The organism is Pseudophaeobacter sp. (genome assembly GCF_039971195.1).
In the GTDB taxonomy this organism is placed as follows: domain Bacteria; phylum Pseudomonadota; class Alphaproteobacteria; order Rhodobacterales; family Rhodobacteraceae; genus Pseudophaeobacter.
In genome coordinates this window covers 1-22354 of the sequence record NZ_JBDWPJ010000150.1, presented here as the reverse complement: position 1 = coordinate 22354, position 22354 = coordinate 1, and the positions used below count along the sequence as shown (strand labels likewise).

Sequence of the window (22354 nt, the reverse complement as noted above, 5' to 3'; positions counted from 1 at the left end):
GTCAATCGCCACCTCGGGGCCCGTTCGGTCACCCCGCAGGAAGGCGACGACCCCGATGCGGTCTTGTCGCGTGCCGAGGCGGCGCTGCAATCTGGTGATGTCACCACGGCCCTGAGCGAGATTGAGGCCCTGCCCGAGGCGGCTCAAACCGCCTTTGCCGATTGGCAATCCGCTGCACAAACCCGACTGGCCGCTCTGGCCGCTGTTGATCAACTGGCCCAAAGCCTGAACGCCAAATAAGGAAGCTGCCATGCTCTGGTCATTGTTTAAAATTCTGGTTTTTGTTGCCCTTGTCGCTTTGCTGGCCTTTGGTGCGGGTATTTTGATGGAAACCGCTGGCGGGGTGCAGATCACCGTGGCCGGGGTAGAATATACCCTTGGGGCGCTGCAATCCGTTATGGCGCTGGGCCTCTTGGTTGTTGCCGTCTGGGTCTTCCTAAAACTGCTGACGCTGCTGGTTGCCACGCTGAAGTTCCTCAACGGCGATGAAACCGCGATGTCGCGCTATTTTGACAAGGGCCGCGAGCAAAAGGGCTATCAGGCGCTGTCTGATGGCATGATGGCGCTGGCCTCTGGCGAAGGACGCCTGGCGCTGACCAAGGCCTCCAAGGCGGCGCGCTACCTGGATAAGCCCGAGCTCACCGATCTGTTGACCGCCCAGGCGGCGGAGATGGCAGGCGACACGCATAAGGCGGCCGAGGCCTACAAGCGTCTGCTGGCCAATCAGAACACCCGTTTTGTCGGGGTGCGCGGCATCATGAAGCAAAAGCTCTCTGAAGGGGATAGCGACACCGCCCTGAAACTGGCGGAAAAGGCCCTGGCCCTGCGTCCCAAACACGAAGAGGTGCAGGACACGCTGCTGCAACTGCAGGCCCAGGCCGAGGACTGGGCAGGGGCGCGCAAGACCCTCTCGGCCAAGCTGAAGTCCGGCACCCTGCCGCGCGATGTTTTCAAACGCCGCGATGCGGTTCTGGCGCTTTCTGCCTCGCGCGGGATCGCGGATGAGGACGCGACGCTGGAGCAGCGCGAACAGGCGATCGAAGCCAACCGGCTGTCACCCGATCTGGTGCCCGCCGCCACCCTGGCTGCCCGCGCCTATCTGGAGCAGGGCAAGAAGCGCAATGCCATCAAGGTGGTGAAAAAAGCCTGGGAGGCGCAGCCGCATCCCGATCTGGCCCATGTTTTTGCCGAGGTCGAACCGGAAGAAACCCCGGCCCAGCGGGTGAAACGTTTTGACCAGCTGGCGCGGATGAAACCGCATCATGACGAAACCCGTCTGGTGATGGCCGAGCTGCATATCGTCGCCGAGGATTTCCCTGAAGCTCGTCGCGCCCTGGGTGACCTGGTGGAACGGGCACCGGATGCCCGCGCACTGACGCTGATGGCAGCGATTGAAAAGGGCGAGGGCGCGGATAATGCCGTTACCCAGGCCTGGTTGGCGCGGGCGCTGAACGCGCCGCGTGGGCCGCAGTGGCTGTGCAGCAATTGCAACCATATTCATGCCGATTGGGCGCCTGTCTGCGAGCATTGCAGCAGCTTTGACACCCTCAGCTGGCAGCGTCCGGAAACCCCGGAACTGGCCAGCGCCACCGGGGCCCATATGCTGCCACTGATCACCGGGACTGCGACAGCTGGCGCCGTGGTGGTGCCAGAGGAGGCAGAGATCGAAGACCTTGAAGCTGAAGAGGTCACATCTGAGGAGGGCTCTGATGCGGCACCTGAGGCAAAGAACTGACAGGATGTGATTGACCCGCCCTGATGAAGCCGGTTTAGATCGGCGCATCATTGGAGCAGGGAAGCCACATGCATATCGAACCCTTTGGCGTCGAAATCTGGATGAACGAATGGGAAAACAGCTGCGAGTGGAATCTGGCTGAAACCTGTGTTGAGAGCCTGACCATTGGCGAGCTCTTGACCCTCACGGGCAAGAATGACCGCGATCTGTCCGATCTGTTGTCGATGAAAATGACCTATGGTGCCATCGAGGGCTCGGATCGGCTGCGCCGGGCTATTGCATCGCTGTATGACCGCCAAGCCCCTGAGAATGTGATCACCACCCATGGCACCATCGGCGCCAATATGCTGGTGCATAAAACCTTGGTGGAGCGTGGCGACCGGGTGGTGGCGGTGGTGCCGACCTATCAGCAGCACTATTCCATTCCGGCAAGTCTCGGGGCCGAGGTGCAGCCACTGCAACTGCGCGAAGAAGACGGCTTCCTGCCCGATCTGGATGCGCTGCGGGCGCTGGTGACGCCGGATACCAAGCTGATTGCGCTGAACAACCCCAACAACCCAACCGGTGCGCTGATGGACCGGGAGATGCTGCTGGAAATTGCAGAAATTGCCCGTAGCGTCGGCGCTTGGATCCTGTGTGACGAGGTCTATCGCGGCACCGATCAAGAGGGGTCGGGAATGGCCGTCTCGATTGCGGATCTCTACGAGAAAGGCATCAGCACGGCAGGTATGTCCAAGGCCTATTCCCTGGCCGGGTTACGTCTGGGTTGGATCGCCGGACCCGAGGCGCTGCTGGAACAGGTCTCGATCCACCGCGATTACGATACGATTTCGGTGGGCATGATTGATGATCATTTTGCCGCCCTGGCATTGGAACATCGCGACCAAGTGCTGGCCCGCAGCCAGGCCATTACCCGTGGCAATCTGCAGATCCTCGCCGATTGGGTGGCGCAGGAACCGCTGATTTCCTGGGTGAAGCCGCGCTCGGGCACCACGGCGCTGTTGCGCTATGACCTTGATATGCCGTCGCGGGATCTCTGTATTGCGCTGCTGCAGGAGACCGGGGTGATGTTCACGCCGGGCTCGGCGCTCAATATGGAGGGGTATCTGCGCATTGGTTATGCCAATTCCGAGGCCATCCTGCGCCAGGGCCTGTCCCGCGTCTCTGACTTCCTGCGCCGTCAGACGGGTTAACCCACCTCTTCCCCGCCGGGCCGTCCTTTTATGTTACGCTGTGTAAAACTGGACAGGGTCCCATTGCTTGGGTCTGCTCTAGACAGATACAACTGGGAGGGGAAAGAATGCAGTTTGACTACGTTATTGTTGGTGGTGGCTCTGGCGGGGCGACCCTGGCCTCTCGGCTGAGTGAAGATGCTTCTGTCTCTGTCTGCCTGATCGAGGCCGGCGGCAAGGGTGACGGTATTCTGGTGCGTGCGCCTGCGGCTGTGGTGGCGATGCTGCCCGGCAAGCCCAAGATCAACAACTGGGCCTTTGAAACCGTACCGCAGGCCGGGTTGAACGGCCGCAAGGGCTACCAGCCGCGCGGCAAGGCGCTGGGCGGCTCCAGTGCCATCAACGCTATGCTCTATGTCCGGGGTCACGCCGGGGACTATGACGAATGGGCCGAACTGGGCTGTGATGGCTGGAACTGGGAGGGCGTGCTGCCCTATTTCAAACGGGCAGAAAACAATGAGCGCGGTGAAAACAGCGCCCATGGCGGTGGCGGCCCGCTGCAGGTCAGCAACCAGAAATCCCCCCGGCCCATTACCCGCGCCTTTATCGAGGCCGGACAGGCCATGCAGATCCGCGAAGTGGCGGATTTCAATGCGGGCGACAACGAAGGCATCGGTGAATACCAGGTCACCCAGTTTCATGCCAAGGACAAGAACGGCGAGCGTTGTTCGGCGGCGGCGGCCTATCTGCATCCGGTGATGGAGCGCCCCAATCTGACGGTACTGACCAAGGCGCAGGCCACCCGGTTGCAGTTTGACGGCAAACGCGCCAGCGGCGTTGCCTATCGGCAGGGGGGGCAGGACAAAGAGGTCTCGGCAGGCCGCGAGGTGATCCTCTGCGGCGGGGCGTTCAATTCGCCCCAGCTGCTACAGCTTTCGGGCGTAGGACGACCCGAGGATATCGAACCCCATGGCATCAAGATGGTGCACGAGCTGCCGGGCGTAGGCCAGAACCTGCAGGATCATCTCGATTTCACCCTGGCCTACAAAAGCAAAGATCGCGATAACTTTGGCATCTCGGTGCCGGGCAGTTTTTCGCTGCTGAAACATATAGCGGACTGGCGCAAATCGGGAACGGGCATGCTCTCTACCCCCTTTGCCGAAGGGGCGGCTTTCCTAAAGACCGAGAGCCATCTGGACCGGGCGGATATTCAGCTGCATTTTGTCATCTCCATTGTCGATGATCACGCCCGCAAACTGCATATGGGGCATGGGTTCAGCTGCCATGTCTGCGTGCTGCGGCCAAAATCGCGCGGCTCTGTCGGGTTGAATTCGGCGGATCCCCTGGCGCCGCCGCGCATTGATCCGCAATTCCTGTCCGACCCAGAGGATCTGGCAGTGCTGATGAAGGGCGCGCGTAAGACCCGGCAGCTGATGCAGACCGCGCCGCTTGCGGGCTACATCCATAAAGAGCTGTTTATCGACGGGGAGCCGGATGACGCAGCGTTGGAGCAGCACATCCGGGCGCGAGCAGATACGATCTATCATCCGGTGGGAACCTGCAAGATGGGGCAGGACGACATGGCTGTTGTCGATCCGGAGTTGAAGGTGCGGGGCCTGGCGGGGCTGCGCGTGGTGGATGCCTCTGTCATGCCGCGGCTGATTGGTGGCAATACCAACGCGCCCACCATTATGATTGCAGAAAAGGCTGCGGATCTGATCCGTGGCCAGGCAGCTTTGGCTGCAGAATAATTTGGAGGAGCAAGCGCAATGCTTGGCAAGATGATGCACAAACCGCTGACGATCAGCTCTTTGGTTGAACATGCGGGCCGCTACCACGGCGATACCACGGTGACTTCGGTCGAGACCTCAGGCGAGGTGGTGCATTCCAACTGGGGCGAAGTGGAAAGCAACGCCCGCAAACTGGCCGCCGCGCTTGAACGTCTGGGCGTGGCTCAGGGCGAGCGCTGCGGCACCATCGCCTGGAACAACCGCCGCCATCTGGAGATCTATTTTGGCGTCGCCGGGGCAGGGATGATCTGCCACACGATCAACCCGCGCCTGAAGCCGGAACAGCTGATCTACATCATCAACCATGCCGCCGATCAGGTGCTGTTCATCGATGCGACCTTTGTTGCGGCGGTGGGCCAGCTGAAAGGGCATTTCAAGACCATCAAACATATCGTTCTGATGGGCCCACGAGATGAGGCCGCCGCCGAGGCGGTGCCGGGCATTCTGTTCTATGACGAGCTGATCGATGCCGAGGGCGCAGATTACAGCTGGCCGGAGCTGGACGAGAACATGCCCTCGAGCCTGTGTTATACATCCGGCACCACCGGTAACCCAAAGGGGGTGCAATACACCCACCGCACCACGGTGCTGCACTCGCTGGGGGGCAATCAGCCCGATGGGCTGGCGATTTCGGCCCGTGATACGGTCATGGCCGTGGTGCCGATGTTCCACGTAAATGCCTGGGGTGTGCCCTATATTGCCGCCGGTGTTGGCGCCAAACTGGTGCTGCCGGGGCCGAACCTGGATGGCGAAAGCCTGGTGCGGCTGATTGACGGCGAGCAGGTGACATTGGCGCTGGGCGTTCCCACCATATGGATGGGCCTGTTGCAGGCGCTGGAGAAGACCGGGAGCAAGGCTGAAAGCCTGACCCGCACTGTTGTTGGTGGCTCGGCGCTGCCAACCGTGATGATCCCGGCCTTCCGTGACAAATACGGGGTTGAGCTGATCCATGCCTGGGGTATGACCGAAACCAGCCCGCTGGGAACGTTGAACAACCTCTTGCAAAAACACCAGGATCTCTCGGAAACGGAAAAGGGCAGCCTGCGCGAAGGCCAGGGCCGTCCGCCTTACGGTGTTGAGCTGCGGCTTGTGGATGAAAGCGGCCATGTGCTGGCCAATGATGGCGAAACCCAGGGCGAGCTGCAGATCCGTGGCCATTGGATCATCGATACCTATTTTGGCCATGATGACAGCGCCTTGACCATGGATGGCTGGTTCGACACCGGTGATGTCGCCACCATCGATGGCGATGGCTATATGATCATCCGCGACCGCTCCAAGGATATCATCAAATCCGGTGGCGAGTGGATCTCGACGGTGGAGCTGGAAGATATCGCCATGTCGCACCCTGGGGTTGCTCAGGCGGCAGCGATTGCGGCGCAGCATCCCAAATGGGACGAACGTCCGGTGGTGATTGCGATCAAGTCCGACGCTGACCTCAGTGAGGCTGATCTGCTGGCGCATTTTGAGGGTCGGGTGGCCAGCTGGCAGATCCCGGACAAGGTGGTTTTTGTCACCGAGCTGCCGCTGGGTGGCACTGGCAAGGTGCTGAAGAACAAGCTGCGCGAGGCCTTTGGCGCGATTCTTCTGGAAGACTAAGAAACCTGACCTGCGCCCGGAGCTGTTCTTTGGGCGCAGGGAATAGACGTGATCTTAAACCTGATGGACCAAGTTTGCGTGGATTTGTCAGTTCCCTGGTGCGAACAGCGGCAAAACCTTCTCTTTAAAGGCCTTAACTGCCGGCAAATTTAACTGTTAAGCGTCAGTTAACACCCCAGATGATACCCAAGGAATGGGTGAAAATTAGTGGTGGTGGATATGAGCGCACAAAATGACATGGCGCCCATTATCATCAAGAAGAAAAAAGTCGTTAGTGGCGGTGGCCACCATGGGGGCGCCTGGAAGGTGGCCTATGCGGACTTTGTGACGGCCATGATGGCCTTCTTCTTGTTGATGTGGCTGTTGAACGCAACAACTGAGAAACAACGTAAAGGGCTGGCGGATTATTTTTCGCCCTCTATTCCGCTGAGCCGGGTTTCGGGGGGGGGCAATGGCGCCTTCCAGGGCGACAGCATGTTTACCGAAGATATCCAGCCGCAGTCCGGAACAGGTGCCACAGAACTCAACCCAATGGATGCCCAAAAGGCCCAGGGGGAGACCGGTGTCAGCGATGCGGAACGGGCTGAAGAAGACAGCCAGTACCGCGCCATCGAAGAACAGCTTCAGGGCCGTGGCGGTGAAAGCATGGTCTCGGTTGAGATGTCGCGTCACATCATTACGCGGGTCACCGACGAAGGTCTGATCATCGAGCTGTTTGAAACCGAGGGTGTTTCTCTCTTTGAGCCGGGTACCGCCGAGCCGACCCCGTTGTTCCGAGATCTGGTGCGCATGGTTGCTCGTGTTAGTGGGAATGTGAGCAATAATATCGCCATCAGTGGCCATATTCAGTCGCATCCGGTGGTTCTGGCACAGAACCCGGTTTGGGAAATGTCCCATGCCCGGGCCAATGTCGCCCGGACCCTGCTCGAATCGGGTGGGATGAAATCCAACCGAATCCACCGGATCACCGGGCATGCGGATCGTAAGCTGGCGGTACGAAATCCAATGGCAGAGCGAAATAACCGCGTGGAAATCATCCTATTGCGCGACTAATTCCCTTAGAACACTACCCTCGGGCGGCAGCAGATACTTTGCATTTTATCTGTTAGCCGCCCGTTAAGTGCTGATGCGCTACCTCTAGCTGCAAGAACGTTTTATTGCAGCAGAAAGGCGCAACATGACCATTTCTTCCGCCCTGAATGCCGGTGTTTCCGGATTGAGTGCACACGCGAGCTCTTTGGCCGCAATTTCCGATAACATCGCAAACTCCTCCACCACTGGCTACAAGCGGGTCCAGACGGATTTTTCTTCCTTGGTGGTCGGCTCTTCCGGCGGCAAGTATTCTGCTGGCGGTGTGTCTGGCAGCAACATGCGTCTGGTTGATGCGCGTGGCCCGCTGGTTGGCACCAACAATGCCACCGATCTGGCGGTAAGTGGCCGTGGCATGCTGCCGGTTGCCTCGCTCACAGATGTCGAAGCCAACAGTGGTTCCCCGACCATGATGATGACCACGACCGGCTCTTTCCGCACCAATGCTGATGGCTATCTGACAACAAATTCCGGTCTGGTTCTGCTCGGCTGGCCTGCAAACCCGGATGGGACTGTGTCCGATGGTCCGCGTGATACGGCCGAAGGTCTGGAGCCGGTTCAGTACAATATGAACCAGATGACAGGTGAGCCAACAACCGCTGTGAGCCTGGGTGTAAACCTACCGGCAACAGGGACGGTTGCTGGCGCTCCGGGTACAGTCGAAAACCTGACGGTTGAATATTATGACAACCTGGGCAGCTCGCAGACCCTTGGCATTGCCTTTACACCAACGGTTCCTGGCACCGGTTCTTCGAATGAATGGACCATGGTTGTGACTGACAGTGCTTCTGGTGGTGCCACAATCGGCGAATACACCGTGACCTTCAACGACAGCCGGACGGCTGGCGGCTCGCTGGCCACAGTGACACCCGTTTCTGGTGGCCCCTATGATCCGGCGACCGGCAGTGTTGTGGTGACCGTTGCGGGTGGGCCCATGGAGATCTCCATTGGCATGCCTGGCGAAAGCGATGGTCTGACCCAGCTGTCGGATACCTATTCTCCGGCCTCGATCACCAAGGATGGTTCCGAGGTGGGCACCATGGTTGGAGTCGAAGTTGATCCCCAGGGCTATGTGCGCGCCAACTATGATTCCGGTGCAAGCCGGGTGATCTATAAGATCCCACTGGTGGATGTGCCAAACCTGAACGGCCTGAAGGCGATGGATAACCAGACCTATCTGCCCTCCTCGGACAGCGGCACCTATTTCCTCTGGGATGCGGGCACCGGACCAACTGGTGAAATCGCCTCGAACACTCGTGAAGAATCAGCGACCGATGTGGCGACTGAGCTGACGGATATGATCAAGACGCAGCGGGCCTATTCGTCCAACGCCAAGGTGATCCAGACCGTCGATGAGATGCTCCAGGAAACCACCAACATTAAGCGATAAGCTTCGCTGATTTTTGACACCGGCTTAGAAAGAGCAGCCTGACATGTCCATCACAAGTGCACTAAACTCCGCGATGACCGGATTGACTGCGAATGCGCGGTTGTCCCAAGTAACCTCGGAGAACCTGGCCAATGCGCTGACGCCAGGCTACTCTTCGCAAACGCTGAACCTGCACACCAATGGGGTCACCCCCGGTGTCAGGATCGGCGATGTGGAACGCAATATCGATCCGGCTCTGCAATCCTCGGCCCGTAAAGCCGAAGCAGAGCATTCCAAATCCCAGGTCTATGCAGACTTCTACGCAAGAATGTCTGGCCTGGTTGGCAAGGTGGATGACAGTACCTCAATAACTGCCCAGATTTCGAACTTTGATGCCGCCCTGGTTGAGGCCGTTTCGCGCCCGGATTCCACCGAACGACTGCATGACTTGTCGGTCAAAGCGGGTCTGATCGTGCAATCCATCACTGCGGCCGCCGATGGGTTGAACAAGCTGCGTGTAGCGGCAGAATCATCGATTGATGTTCAGGTTGACCAGTTGAACAACCAGCTGAAAGAGCTTGAAAAACTCAATGCGCGGATTGTCGTGACGCAGGCCGCGGGAGCCTCGACAACAGCCATGGAAGATCAGCGCGATCTGTTGGTTGACCAGGTGAACGCGGCAATTCCTGTCAATGTGGTGCAGCGGGATCAGGGGCGGATTGCCTTGATTTCCGTGGGCGGTGTGGCCTTGCTGGATGGCAAGGCAGCGGAGATCAGCTTTGACGCCAAACGCAATATTGAACCGCAGATGACCCAAGCCAATGGACTTCTCTCTGGGCTGGAGATCAATGGCTTTGCAATGGATACCACCGTGACTGGTCCCCTGCGGGGCGGCACTTTGATTTCCCAGTTTGATATTCGCGACAATGTGGCCGTTGAATCCCAGAATGATCTCGACGCGATGGCACGAGATCTGGTCGAACGGTTTCAGGACCCGGCACTGGATGGCACCATTGGTCTGACTGATGCTGGCATTTTCACCGACGCGGGCGGCTTTTTTGATCCGGCTGATACCATCGGTCTGGCCGCGCGTCTGGAGCTGAACGATCTGGTTGCCATGGATGGTCAGGCTGAAACCTGGCGGTTTCGCGATGGTCTCTATGCGGCGACGCCAGGCGAACCCGGCAATGCCAGCCTTTTGAACGCCTATTCTGACGTCATCAGCGAAAACCGGACTGTCTCCACCATCAAGCTTGGGACCATCAGCTCGGATCTGAACACACTCAGTGCTTCGGTCATGTCGCGCTTCGCCCGCGATAGCGACAGTGCCAACAACTCCCTGAGTTTTGCCGCCACCAGCCATACCGAAATGGCCAAGGCTGAACTGGCGCTCGGGGTGGATTCGGATGCTGAACTGCAAAACATGATGGTCATCGAAAATGCCTATGCCGCAAACGCCAAGATGCTCTCGGCGATCGATGAAATGATGCAATCTCTTCTGAGGATCTAATTGAATGATCTATAATTCCTACGGTGACCTCACTACGCATAGTTTCCTGCGCAATCGCAACGCAGAGCTGAAGCTGGATTTGGCGACCTTGTCGCAAGAAGTCTCGACCGGTAAGAAAGCAGATCTGACCGAAGAGCTGGGCGGGGATTTTTCCTTTCTCGCGGATATTGAAAACAACCTGAACCGCATCGAAAGCCAGACGGTTGCCACCAATGAGACCAAGCTTTTTGCGCTGAGCATCCAGAGCAACCTGTCGCGGATGCAGGAGGGAACGCAGCTGATGCGTGATAACATCCTCTCTGTTTCGACCACGCTGACCCCCAGCGATGCAGATCGTTTTGCCAAAGAAGCTGACAGGCAGATGGATGCGGCCATCAGTTCCCTGAATGGCTGGGCCGGTGGCCGTTCCTTGTTTGCAGGCGCTGCGACGGGCACCACGCCCCTAAATGGCGCGGATACGCTGATGACTGAGCTGTTGAGCGAAACAGCGGGTTTGACCACGTCAACCGACATTATCCAGGCTGTGAAGGATTGGTTCGCCGATCCAACCGGGTTTGATACGGCGATGTACAACGGGTCCACGAACAATATTTCCCCTGTCGAGATCGGCGATGGCGAATCCGTATCCCTTGACCTGCGGGCAGATGATCCAGACCTGAAACACGCCTTGCAGAGCTATGCGATCCTGGCCCTGCTGGATGAGCCTTCGCTGGCTCTGACGGATGAGGTCAAGCTGGAACTGACCCGTGCTGGGATGACCGAAATGGGCGATAGCACCAATAAGCTGATCGAGAAACAGGCTGACATTGGCTTCATCGAAGCCCAGCTTGAACGCGTAAGCACGCGTAACCTGGCCAGCAAGACCACGCTCAGCCTGGCCTTCAATGAAATTGTTTTGGCGGACCAGTATGAAGCCTCCTCCAAGCTGAAGCAGACAGAGACCCAGCTGGAGATCCTGTATACGGTGACTGCGCGCAGTGCCCAACTCAGCCTTGTGAAGCATATGTGATGATGAAATTCCTACGCCTCTTTTTTGCTTGCCTGCTGCTGCCGACCTTGGTGCAGGCCAATTCAATCCGCCTCAAGGATCTTGTTGAATTTGATGGGGTCCGGGGCAATGACCTGGTGGGCTATGGCCTTGTGGTTGGCCTTAACGGTACCGGCGACGGGTTGCGAAACTCGCCCTTCACCGAAGAGATCATGACAAATATTCTGGAACGTCTCGGGGTCAATGTGACCGGCGAACAATTCCGGCCCAAAAACGTGGCGGCGGTCTTTGTGACTGCAACCCTGCCTCCTTTTGCCCGCGTTGGCGGCACTGTGGATGTCACGGTTTCTGCCATCGGGGATTCCAAAAGCCTGCTGGGCGGCACCCTGATCATGACGCCGCTGAACGCGGCTGACGGACAGATCTACGCGGTTGCTCAGGGGACCATCCTTGCAGGTGGTGCAGTCGCCGAAGGCGAAGGTGCCAGTGTTACCCAGGGGGTTCCGACCTCCGGTGGCATTCCGTCGGGTGCGCGGGTTGAAAGGGAAATCGGTTTTGACCTCTCGTCGCTGACCACCATGCGCCTGGCCCTGCGGGAGCCTGACTTTACCACGGCCGAGCGTATTGAGCGTGCGGTGAACAATGAATTTGGCAATGGTGTCGCCCTGATGCGCGATTCCGGCACTGTTGAGATCGACATTCGACGCACCAATGCCCGCTCCACGGCCCATGCAGTTGGCCGGATGGAGAATCTTTTGGTGGAACCCCAGCGCAAGGCGCGGGTGGTTGTGGATCAACGCTCTGGCACCATTGTCATGGGCAGCGACGTACGGATCAGCCGGGTTGCGGTGGCGCAGGGCAACCTGACCCTACGGGTCGAAGAAGCGCCGCTGGTATCGCAGCCCAACCCCTTTGCCGATGGCGAAACCGTCGTGGTGCCGCGCACCACTGCCGCGATCGACGAAGAAGAGGGTCTCCAGCTGGCCGAAGTGCGTGAGACCACATCACTTTCTGAAGTGGTTGCCGGTCTGAACGCGCTGGGTGTTTCGCCCCGCGATATGATCGATATCCTAAAAAGCCTGAAGGCAGCTGGGGCACTGCACGCCGAATTTGTGGTGCGCTAATCTCCCCGCAAGGCCACTAAGACGATGAAAAAAGCCCCGGACCGTCAATCACGGTCCGGGGCCTTGGTGTTCACGTCATTAGATTTCCATGTCGGGATCAATTACCGGATCAAGCACGACAATCAGCCGTGTCTCGCCAGTGCCTTCAATTGGCGGTGAGCGGTGAACCAGATCGGATCTGGGGTATTCCGGCCATTTGGTGCCGCGCAGAACCACCGGGGCACCCGTGGGTACGGTCACCAGCGGCTGCGGTTCTGCATTGCCGTTCATAACGCCGAGCTGCGTTCCAAGGCCGCGATAGCTGCAGACAAGCCGTGCGGTCACCGCATCGATATGGAATTTCCTGCAGGCATTGGTCTGAACCACATCCAGGCGCAACCGGATATAGCGCACGCGCATGATCCGCGCGAACAGATCCGCTAGGGCAGAGATATCCTCTCCTAGCCGGTCGCGCTGCGCGCAGGGCGGAGTCTGGGCACTGTCGAGGAGATGCGTGACGCTGCGCTGCACAGCATCGGGGCGCAGTATTAGCCGGACTTGCGGTAGCACCTCAGGGTCCAACCCGTCGATCCAGGATTGAAATTCCGGCATCGGGGCCCTGTTCCAGATCGCGGCGGCGCAGTCGTGACGGTGGATCACCGATAGATCCTCTGCCATCTCGGTAACACTGACCCCGGTGGGCACATTCTGCAGCACATTGCGCAGAAGGGTCTCCTGCATCAACGCTGCCCCCATTGCGGGAAGGGATCTGCCATATCGGCCCAGCTCCAGGGCTCGAATTCATCCGCCTGCACTAGGGCGGCATTGAGCCTTGCGCAGATTACCTCGCGTTCCAGCCCCGCGCCGATAAAGACCAGTTCCTGACGGCGGTCTCCCCAGGGTTCCACCCAGTTTCGGGCGATTTCCGCCTGGGCCTGCGGATGGGTCGGCAGGTTCTCCTCTGGCACCGAGGCCCACCAGCGCCCCAGCGGTGAGATAGAGGACAGCGCCCCCGCCAGGCTGAACTCTGCGGCCCAGTCCGGGCGCGTCGCAATCCAGAAATGCCCCTTGGCGCGGATCACACCGGGCAGGGTACCTTTCAGAACCGCGTGCAGTTTTTGCGGATCAAAGGGCGCGCGGGCGTGGTAAACAAAGGAATCAATGCCGTATTCCTCATCCTCGGGGGTGTGATTGGCAAAACCATAGAGCTCTTTGGCCCACATCGGGTGCTGGTGGGCGGTGTCGAAATCGAACAAGCCAGTGTCCAGAATCGCCTCCGCCGATACATCCGAATGATTGGTCTCGATGATCTTGGCATCGCCATTCAGGGCGCGGATGATCTTGCGGGCGGTGTCCGTGCGCTGGGTTCCGGCATCCGCGACCTTGTTGAGGATCACCACATCGGCAAATTCGATCTGTTCCGTCAGCAGGCTGACCAGGCTGCGGTCATCGCCTTCGCCAAGGGATTCGCCGCGATCGGTGAGGAAATCATGGCTGGAGAAATCCTCCAGCAGGTTCACCGCATCCACCACCGTGACCATGGTGTCGAGCCGTGCCACATCTGACAGGCTTTGGCCCGCTTCGTCGCGGAAATCAAAGGTGGCCGCTACCGGCAGAGGTTCAGAGATACCGGTGGATTCGATCAGCAGGTAGTCAAATCGGCCTTCTTCTGAGAGCTGCCGTACTTCTTGCAGTAGATCATCGCGCAGGGTGCAGCAGATGCAGCCATTGGACATCTCGACCAGGGTTTCCTCGGAGCGGGACAATTCGGTGCCTTCGCGCACCAGATCGGCGTCGATGTTCACTTCGGACATATCATTGACGATGACGGCCACGCGTCGCCCGTCGCGGTTGTTCAAAACCCGGTTCAAAAGCGTGGTCTTGCCGGCACCCAGAAAGCCGGACAGCACCGTGACCGGAAGTCTGGCGTCGTGAGGGGATGAGTCTTTCATGATGGGTTTCCTTGGCTATCTGAGGCTGCTTGATTTCAGAAAATCATGTAATGTTATAGTGTAACATCATGCAAGAAATTTGTTGGTTTGGGGCGATCGCTGGAGGGGTGTTTTGGTGCGCGGCAACTCGACAGGCAAAAGCCCCGGTGTTTCGACCGGGGCTTGGCTCATGTCCTGCACAACAAGATGCAGTTTATGTCTTATTTTAATGGCTAGGGATAATAGCTGCGCACCAGGGCGGTTGCGATCAGGCTCCAACCGTCAGCCACAACAAAGAAGGCCAGTTTGAACGGCAATGAGACCACCGCTGGCGGCACCATCATCATCCCCATCGACATCAGAACAGCCGCCACCACGAGGTCAATGACCAGGAAGGGGAGGAAGACCAGAAAGCCGATCTGAAAGGCGCGGGAGATCTCGGAGAGCATGAAGCTGGGGATTAGCACCGACAGCGGCGCTTCCGGGCTTGGGTTCATCGCTTCCATATCGGGGCGCAGATCCGAAATTGCGTAGAAAGTATCAGGATCAAGCCGGTTGGCCATGAATGCACGGAAGGGTTCCAGGCCGCGCATCAATCCGGTTTCCACATCGACCTGTTCTTCGATCAGTGGGCTGATGCCAACCTGCCAGGCCTCGGTGAACACTGGCTCCATCACAAAATAGGTGAGGAACAGCGCCAGGCTGATCATCATCATATTGGGCGGCGCCTGCTGCAGGCCGAGACCCTGGCGAAGGATTGACAGAACGGTCACCAGAAAGGGGAAACAGGTTATCATGATCAGCAGGCCGGGGGCCAGGCTGAGGACAGTGATCAGCAGGATGAGCTGAATCGACCGGGCAGAGATCGACTGACCCTCGCCCATCGACAGGCTCAGCTCCTGCGCCATTGCCGCCTGCGGCAGCATCAATGCAACGCAGGAGACAAGGAGAGTTAGGATTAAGGCTGTGCGTGTCATCCCAGACCGTTTTGCAAATCGGCGATTTCGGTCAGGCGCACCGCCAGTTGACCGGCTTGATCGCCATCCATTTCTTCGAGCTGACCACGGGCAACCAGACGGTCCCCGACATAGAGGTCAACGGGATCCTCGACGCGTTTGTCCAAGGCCAGAATGGCGTTTTCGCCCAGGCCGACAAGTTCGCGCACGAGAGGGCGGGCCTTGCCAACCGAGACAACCACTTCGACGGGAACCGAAACAAAAGGGTTGCTGGCGTCGGTGGCTTTCATGTTGAGATCGTCGGCGTCATCCATATTGGCTGTCCTCTTTGACGTGATAGGTGAAGGCGTCAATTGAATCTTGAATGGATTCAACCAGACCCGAACTGTTGATTTCGCGTTCCGAAGTACCGGTACGCAGATAGGCTTGGCCCGGCGAAAGATTCTCGTCTTCCTGAACCTGAACCGGGGTGGAGAAACTATCGGGCAGCAGCGAACGCACCGCGCCCGCTTCGCCCGGTGAGACAAAGATGCTCATTGGCTGATCGGTATGAGATTTGGCCATATCCGCCATCTGATCGACAATGTGATGGCCAAAAGTCGCGGCCATAGTGTCGGGCAGAACCGCGCTGGTCAGAACCTTGAACATCGGATCAAGCGATTCGATGAGCTGGGTCTGCGCTTCCTGGTAGGTGAAGTTCAGATCCTCAAGCGAGCTGGCCAGCGTCGCGGAAATATGAGCGTTTTCTTTGTCCTTGGCGGTTACCGCATCATCCCAGCCAGCGCTATATCCAGTCTCGAAAGAGGCAAGCCGGGCTTCTTCGACGGCCTCTTCCGAGATTTCAGGAAAAGCAGTGGGAGGGATCACGGCCGGTGGGCCAAAATCTTCTAGCAGGTGGGCAATGGCCATTAGGCACGCTCCTCATTTTCTTCCAGCCAGCCACGCAGGATCTGGACGGTTTCTTCCTGGCGCTCGCCAATCATGTCGCGCAGACGATCGACTGGGTTGTCGCCACCGCCGCCAAGGGCAGGAAGACCACCCATGCCACCCATGTCACCCATACCGCCGCCCATGCCGCCGAACTGGCCGCCTTCATCCTGGATTTCACCATCCAGGGCGATATTGGCGCCAAGATCCGGGTTCATCAGGAAGTCACCCATGCCTGGGGCAGTGCCCATATCAGGCAGATCGGGCAGGCCGCCCATCATATCGCCATCGGGTCCGGCAAGCGCTGGCATGCCTTCGCCTTTGCCGGCAAGAATCGGTCGCACCACAAAGAGACCGAGCACCAGAGTGACCAGCGCCAGCGCCGCCATCTGGATCAGCGCCATGGCGTCGATGTAGATATTGTCCATGAACGAGGAGGTTACCGCCGTGCCCGCAGGTTCAATGCTGGGCAGGTCCATCGACTTCAGAGTAATGACATCGCCGCGCGATTCGTCAAAACCAATGGCCGCTGAAATCAACTCCCGCATCGCGGAGAGCTCTTCTTCGGGGCGGGGTTCAAACACCGTTTCGCCTGCGGCATTGGTTACTGTGCTGCCATTGATCAGCACCGCAACGGTCAGCCGTTTGATGGCACCGGGCCCACGGATGATTTCTTTCTCGGTTTCCGAGATCTCATAGTTCACCCGTTCGCGAGTCGCGGTGGTGTTGTTCTTTGACCCCTGGCCAGAGGCCGCATCCCCATCCGGAATGTTAGAGGCGACGGTCACCTCACCGGATTGGTTGCTCGACACATCGGCACGTTCTTCGACATCGGTACTGATGGCGACGCGGCTTGCAGGGTCTACATGCTTTTCGCGGATCGATTCGGTGTCGGTGACGGTATCAACACTGACCTCGACCACGGCATTGCCGTGTCCGACGCGCGCTTCGACCAAACGCATGACGCGTTCGCGAATCGACTGAGAGCGATCATCGGTGCCCGCGCCGGCAGCAGCGGCGGCTTCTGGCGACCCGATCAGGGCCCCATTGGCATCAATCACAGCGACATTATCAACCGCCAGCCCGGTCACGGCGGATGCAATCAGAAAGCGAATCGCATTTGCCTGAGCTGGAGTAATAGGAGATCCCAGAGGCACCACAGATACGGAGGCTGTAGGATCAACGGTGCGTTGAAAGGGATTGGCGCCAGTATTGGCAATATGGACGCGGGCCTGACTGATATGAGGGCTGGCCACAATGGTTCTGGCCAGTTCGCCTTCTTTTGCCCGCCAGTAAGCGGCGTCAAACATCTGCGATGTTGTGCCAAAACCGGTGAGCGAATCGAGCAGCTCGTAGCCGCGGCCGCCATTTGCTGGCAGGCCTTCGCTAGCGAGCGTCATCCGCAGCTCGTCCCGGCGGTCAGAGGGCACATAGATAGAGCCGCCCCGTACTTCGTATTGTGTACCGGTCTGCTCAAGTGACCGTACCACATCCCCAGCAGAGCCGCTTTCCAGCCCGGCATAGAGTAATTTCATTGTTGGCTTGCTCGCCACATGGGACATCGCGAGCACACTTGCAACGACAGCTGCAGTGGCTCCTGCCACAATCAGCCGCTTGCGCGTATCCAAACCAGTCCAGACATTCTTGATCTGCTGCAATTTAACCTCCGTCGCACCGGCATTCTGTCCGGCGTGCCCCCTTTTTGACCGAGGGGGCTTAACATTCGGTTAGTTCCTCAGAGGTTATGAAGGCTTTGCACGACGTTTTAGGGAAAGCCATGACAGACGCTGTAGTGAATGCGGAAGAAGACGCAACTGACAAGAAAAGCAAACTGCCTATGATCATAGGCGCCGTCCTTGCAATTGCAGGTGGTGGAGGGGGCTTTTTTGCGGTCTCGTCCGGCATGCTTCCCTTTGGTCAACCCGCTGAGTCCACAGAGACTCATGCGGCTGTAGAAGCGCCAGAAGGCGTAGATAGTGGTGAGACGGCGGCAGATATTGCTAGTCTTGCCTTCATCGAGATGGAACCGATCGTGATTACGCTGCGTAAAGCCAGCGGAATCAAACACTTGAGGTTCAACGCACAATTAGAGGTGGATGCGATCCACCAGGCCGAGGTCGAAAAAGTCCTCCCCCGTGTAGTCGATGTACTGAATAGCTATCTTCGCGCCTTGGAGTTGGAGGATCTGTCGGATCCGATGGCCCTGCCAAGACTGCGCGCGCAGATGCTGCGGCGAATCAACATAGCCACCGGACAGGGGCGTGTCAGAGATTTGCTGATCATGGAATTCGTACTGAACTAGGAGAACGGGATGGACATTATTGCAGATATCCTGCTTGCGGCGGGGGCCCTCGGGGCTGGTTTTTATTGTTTGGTGCTTTCGCGCCGGTTGAAACGGTTCAATGACCTGGAAAAGGGTGTCGGCGGCGCTGTTGCTGTGCTGTCCTCGCAGGTCGATGACTTGAACAAATCTTTCGCCTCGGCGCGTCAGGTCACAGAGGGCTCCACCCAGGCGCTGGATCAGCTCACTGGCCGGGCCGAATCGGTGGCGCAGCGGTTGGAACTGATGATGGCCTCGATGCATGATATGCCCGAAGCCACAGCGGCAGCTCCGCAGCCTGCACGGGCGGCGGCGCCCCAGCCAGAAGAAAATGATGCCCTGGCCGTGGCCTATGAAACCGAAGTGGTGGTAGAAGAGCCAGCGCCGGTTGAAGATGCCAACCAATCCGCTGGTGTGATGTTTGTCCGTCACAACCGCGATAAGAGCCGGGTGGCGTAATGGCGAAGCAAGCAAAACCCAAAAAAGAAAAGAAACCAGGCCGCAGCCGCAGCAATGCGCTGATGATGCTGGCGCTGTTGTTGATTGGTTCCGGACTGGTGCGTCTCGGGATGGAGGCCGGCCCGGCGATCGCGCGGGAAGTCTCCAGCCTGGAAAACAACGCCGGCGAATCGCAGGGCAATGGCGGTACATTGCAGGCGGCAGGCATGCCAACTTCGGCGGAACTGCAGGCCATGCTTGCCGCTTTCAAAGAGCGCGAAGCGGCGCTGGCGGCCCGTGAGGCTGAAATCGAAGACCGTATGAAGGCTCTGGGAATCGCCGACGAGGCGATTGACCGGAAACTGGCGGCTCTGGAAATGGCCGAAGAAGAACTGCGCACCACTTTGGCGCTGGCCGATGGAGCCACCGAAGCGGATGTTGGCCGCTTGACCACGGTTTATGAGCAGATGAAGCCTAAAGAATCGGCAGCTCTGTTTGAAGAGATGGACCCGAATTTTGCTGCAGGCTTCCTCGCCCGTATGCGCCCCGAAGCGGCCGCTGGCATCATGGCCGGTCTTAGCCCGGAAGCGGCCTATACAATCAGCGTTGTCATGGCCGGTCGCAACAGCGGTGTTCCCAAGGAATAACATGCCTCTAGCGCTCAGGCTTTCTTAATCAGACTCGCCTAGGGTTGTTTAAAGCAATGAAATTTGGAGTGACCCTATGGTCGGAATTGTAGGCATCCTGGTTATTTTTGTCATGGTGTTCGGCGGCTATCTGCTGGCCGGTGGCAAAATGGGGATTATTCTAAAATCGCTTCCCTTTGAGATGATGATGATCGGCGGCGCCGCGGTTGGTGCCTTCCTGATCAGCAACGATATGGGCGGCATCAAACATACGCTGAAAGACCTGGGCAAAGTGTTCAAAGGTCCCAAGTGGAAATCTGATGACTACCGGGATCTGCTCTGCCTGCTGTTCTCGCTGATCCGCATCGCCCGGGCCAACCCGGTTGAGGTGGAACAGCATATCGAGGACCCGGAGAATTCTTCGGTATTCAACAAATACCCCAAGATTCTGGCAGATAGCGAAGCGGTGAACCTGATCTGTGATACCATGCGCTCGGCCTCGATGAACTATGATGATCCGCATCAGGTCGAAGAGGTTCTGGAAAAGCGCATGGAGGCGAATCATCACCACGCCCTGCATTCCAGCCACGCCCTGCAGACCATGGCAGATGGTCTTCCGGCACTAGGGATTGTTGCGGCGGTTTTGGGTGTTATCAAAACCATGGCCTCGATCGATCAGCCGCCAGAAGTTCTGGGTAAGATGATTGGTGGTGCGCTTGTTGGGACGTTCCTTGGGGTTTTTCTGGCCTATGGCCTGGTGGGTCCCTTTGCCGACAAGGTGAAAACCATCACCGAGGAAGATTCCCATTTCTACAAATTGATCCGCGAAGTGCTGGTTGCAAACCTGCATAACCACGCGGCCGCCATCTGTATCGAAGTTGGCCGCCAGAACACCCCTTCGCATATCCGTCCCGGCTTCTCTGAACTGGAAGAAGCCCTCAGATCGGTGAAACAGGAAGCAGCATGATTTGGCGCGCAATTGCGATATCCGCCTTTAGTCTGGCGGCGGGCTCAGCCCAGGCGCAGAGCATCGTGGCCCGGTCGGGCGAACATGATGGCTTCTCGCGCCTGGTGATGCGCCTGCCCGATGGCGCTGAGTGGTCCCTGAACCAGAATGGTCGGGTCGCAAACCTAAAAATTAATTCGTCTTCGGCGGTTTTTGACACCTCGCGGGTCTTTGACCTGATCCCCCGCGATCGGTTGCAGAACCTCACACAGAACGGCACTGGCCAGCCTTTGCGGTTTGACCTCGGCTGCGATTGTGAGCTGAGCTCTTATGTGCAACGCGATGGCTATCTGGTGATTGATATTGCCGATGGCGACGGCACTCTGGCGCAGTCCAGACAGGGCAATGCGCCAAATATCAGACCAGCCACCGGGTTGTCGATTGGTGATCTGGCGATGGGGGCTCCGATAGAGCCTGCAACACCTCCAGTGACCTCTCCCTCAGGGTATCGGTTCAATATGACCCAAGGGGCGATAGCGGATGCGCGTTTGGCTCTGGATCTGAATTCCACCGCTAATGCCGCGCAGCGAGGCCGGGTTATTCAGCAGCCACAGCTGGCGCTGCGTCCATCGACTCAGGCGGCAGTCCCAGTCGAAGCCGAGACCGAGGTACAGGACGCGGCTGAGACGGACATGGCCGCTACAGAGCCTACACCGGTTGAAACAGCAGAGCCCGTTGAAGCCTCCTCGCGCGGTGCTGCGTTTTTGACGGCAGGGCTCGAAGCTGAATTAGGGTTGAATCAGCCCCAAGAGACAGCCGATCCCGAGACGAGAGATCAGGTCCTCCCGGAAGACATGGCAGAGGCCACTGAGGTCGAACAGGGGTTGCCTGATGTCAATCTGCTGCTCGATATGGAAGAAAGCGCCCGCGCCGCAACGGTAAATGCCTCAGAATATCGTTTGTTGCAGCAAATTGGCCGCGCCGCCAACCAAGGCCTGCTGGATGTGGTGGTCACCGAAGGCGAAGCGCCTGTTGGAAACCGGGCTTTGGATCCTCTGGGCCGGTCGGACCGGCCCCTGGATGCGCTGGCCAATATTTCCGTGACCTCCGCTGTGGACCGCGAAACCGGTTTGATGGCCCCGGTCATCGGGGAAAGCTCGGTTGGGGATCACTGCCTGCCCGAACGGCGCATTGCGATCTACAACTGGGGCAATGACAGCTCTTTTGCCGATCAGCTTGGCCCGCTGCGGGGGGCCTTGGTGCGGGAATTTGATGATATCAACCCCGCCAGTGTGCGTGCACTGGCAAAGCTCTACCTCTATTTTGGTTTCGGAGCTGAAGCCCGTGCAATGCTGACCATGTTGCCATCCGGGCGGATCGATCCGGACCAACAAGCGACGCTTCTTGCCATGGCAAATCTGCTGGATGGCGAAGAGCTGGGGATCAATCATCCCTTCTCTGGGCAGCAGGGCTGTAACAGCGACGCTGCGCTCTGGTCGGTTCTGGCTGACAACAATATTCGCAAGACCGCCAATACCGATGCGATCCAGCTGGGTTTTGCCAAACTGCCGGTGCATCTGCGAGTGAACTTTGGACCACAGCTCAGCTCTTTGTTCGCTGAAGCCGGAGACCTGCATATTGCCGAGGCGATTCTGCGCTCTGTTGACCGGACAGGAATGGAGTATGTGCCTGAACTGAATCTCGCTGAGGCAGCTATTGCTGAGCTGGAAGGCGATACCGAGGTTGTGGCCGAAAAGCTCACCGAGGAAGTGGCGGACCGCACTGAAAGCGCGCCCTCGGCCCTGGTTGATCTGATCGAGCTGGGCTACCAGGAACGCAAGGCGCTGTCGCCAGA

At 58.4% G+C, this 22354-nt stretch carries 20 protein-coding genes and 1 pseudogene; 15 read left to right on the top strand and 6 right to left on the bottom strand.

From position 1 onward, the window contains the following. The 10 genes and pseudogenes from ABJP42_RS13320 to ABJP42_RS13275 form a co-directional block, all read left to right on the top strand. Positions 1-240: pseudogene (locus tag ABJP42_RS13320) on the top strand (hypothetical protein); the annotation flags it as partial. A gap of 10 nt (positions 241-250) precedes the next feature. Next, on the top strand, positions 251-1735 hold the full coding sequence (locus ABJP42_RS13315) for a heme biosynthesis protein HemY (protein WP_348341119.1): 1485 nt from the start codon (positions 251-253) through the stop codon (positions 1733-1735). A 68-nt stretch (positions 1736-1803) separates the two neighbouring features. Further along, complete coding sequence (locus ABJP42_RS13310; RefSeq protein WP_348341117.1) at positions 1804-2928, top strand: aminotransferase; 1125 nt, start codon at positions 1804-1806, stop codon at positions 2926-2928. Between the two features lie 107 nt (positions 2929-3035). Further along, on the top strand, positions 3036-4658 hold the full coding sequence (locus ABJP42_RS13305; RefSeq protein WP_348341115.1) for a GMC family oxidoreductase: 1623 nt from the start codon (positions 3036-3038) through the stop codon (positions 4656-4658). Between the two features lie 18 nt (positions 4659-4676). Beyond that, on the top strand, positions 4677-6296 hold the full coding sequence (locus ABJP42_RS13300; protein WP_348341113.1) for a long-chain-fatty-acid--CoA ligase: 1620 nt from the start codon (positions 4677-4679) through the stop codon (positions 6294-6296). 219 nt (positions 6297-6515) lie between these two features. Then, positions 6516-7349, top strand: coding sequence for a flagellar motor protein MotB (locus ABJP42_RS13295; RefSeq protein ID WP_348341111.1), 834 nt, complete (start codon positions 6516-6518; stop codon positions 7347-7349). A gap of 124 nt (positions 7350-7473) precedes the next feature. Further along, positions 7474-8775 carry a flagellar hook protein FlgE gene (locus ABJP42_RS13290; protein ID WP_348341109.1) on the top strand — a complete coding sequence of 434 codons (1302 nt, stop codon included), beginning with the start codon at positions 7474-7476 and terminating at the stop codon, positions 8773-8775. Between the two features lie 43 nt (positions 8776-8818). Then, entirely contained in the window at positions 8819-10264 is a 1446-nt protein-coding gene (gene flgK / locus ABJP42_RS13285) for a flagellar hook-associated protein FlgK (protein ID WP_348341107.1), read from the top strand. Positions 10265-10268: 4 nt separating this feature from the next. Beyond that, positions 10269-11273 (top strand): flagellin, encoded by a 1005-nt coding sequence (locus tag ABJP42_RS13280; protein ID WP_348341105.1) that lies wholly within the window; start codon positions 10269-10271, stop codon positions 11271-11273. Then, positions 11273-12376: a flagellar basal body P-ring protein FlgI gene (locus ABJP42_RS13275; protein ID WP_348341103.1), complete on the top strand. Its 1104-nt coding sequence runs from the start codon at positions 11273-11275 to the stop codon at positions 12374-12376. The genes ABJP42_RS13280 and ABJP42_RS13275 overlap by 1 nt, the downstream gene beginning before the upstream one ends. A 78-nt stretch (positions 12377-12454) precedes the next feature. Here ABJP42_RS13275 and ABJP42_RS13270 read toward each other — a convergent pair whose 3' ends face one another. The 6 genes from ABJP42_RS13270 to fliF all read right to left on the bottom strand — a co-directional run bounded on the left by ABJP42_RS13270 (position 12455) and on the right by fliF (position 17827). Further along, positions 12455-13096, bottom strand: a complete 642-nt coding sequence (locus ABJP42_RS13270) for a DUF1826 domain-containing protein (RefSeq protein WP_348341101.1) — start codon at positions 13094-13096, stop codon at positions 12455-12457. Beyond that, positions 13096-14307, bottom strand: a complete 1212-nt coding sequence (locus tag ABJP42_RS13265; protein ID WP_348341099.1) for a GTP-binding protein — start codon at positions 14305-14307, stop codon at positions 13096-13098. Before ABJP42_RS13265 ends, ABJP42_RS13270 begins: the two co-directional genes overlap by 1 nt. Positions 14308-14519: 212 nt before the next feature. Then, the gene (gene fliP, locus ABJP42_RS13260) at positions 14520-15263 is read right to left on the bottom strand and encodes a flagellar type III secretion system pore protein FliP (protein ID WP_348341097.1); all 744 of its coding nucleotides are present in this window, start codon (positions 15261-15263) and stop codon (positions 14520-14522) included. Continuing rightward, positions 15260-15556 carry a FliM/FliN family flagellar motor switch protein gene (locus ABJP42_RS13255; protein ID WP_348341095.1) on the bottom strand — a complete coding sequence of 99 codons (297 nt, stop codon included), beginning with the start codon at positions 15554-15556 and terminating at the stop codon, positions 15260-15262. The genes fliP and ABJP42_RS13255 overlap by 4 nt, the downstream gene beginning before the upstream one ends. Continuing rightward, positions 15549-16151 carry a FliH/SctL family protein gene (locus tag ABJP42_RS13250; RefSeq protein WP_348341093.1) on the bottom strand — a complete coding sequence of 201 codons (603 nt, stop codon included), beginning with the start codon at positions 16149-16151 and terminating at the stop codon, positions 15549-15551. Before ABJP42_RS13250 ends, ABJP42_RS13255 begins: the two co-directional genes overlap by 8 nt. Continuing rightward, positions 16151-17827, bottom strand: a complete 1677-nt coding sequence (gene fliF / locus ABJP42_RS13245; protein WP_348341092.1) for a flagellar basal-body MS-ring/collar protein FliF — start codon at positions 17825-17827, stop codon at positions 16151-16153. The genes ABJP42_RS13250 and fliF overlap by 1 nt, the downstream gene beginning before the upstream one ends. 119 nt (positions 17828-17946) lie before the next feature. Between fliF and ABJP42_RS13240 the strand changes: the two genes are divergently transcribed. From ABJP42_RS13240 to ABJP42_RS13220, 5 genes are all read left to right on the top strand, one after another. Next, positions 17947-18471: a flagellar basal body-associated FliL family protein gene (locus ABJP42_RS13240; protein ID WP_348341090.1), complete on the top strand. Its 525-nt coding sequence runs from the start codon at positions 17947-17949 to the stop codon at positions 18469-18471. A gap of 9 nt (positions 18472-18480) precedes the next feature. Continuing rightward, entirely contained in the window at positions 18481-18948 is a 468-nt protein-coding gene (locus tag ABJP42_RS13235) for a hypothetical protein (protein WP_348341088.1), read from the top strand. Next, entirely contained in the window at positions 18948-19574 is a 627-nt protein-coding gene (locus tag ABJP42_RS13230) for a MotE family protein (protein WP_348341086.1), read from the top strand. The genes ABJP42_RS13235 and ABJP42_RS13230 overlap by 1 nt, the downstream gene beginning before the upstream one ends. A gap of 76 nt (positions 19575-19650) precedes the next feature. Then, positions 19651-20520, top strand: a complete 870-nt coding sequence (motA, locus tag ABJP42_RS13225; protein ID WP_348341084.1) for a flagellar motor stator protein MotA — start codon at positions 19651-19653, stop codon at positions 20518-20520. After that, positions 20517-22354, top strand: a 1838-nt coding sequence (locus tag ABJP42_RS13220; protein ID WP_348341082.1) for a hypothetical protein, incomplete at its 3' end; no start/stop codon positions are given. The genes motA and ABJP42_RS13220, both read left to right, overlap by 4 nt.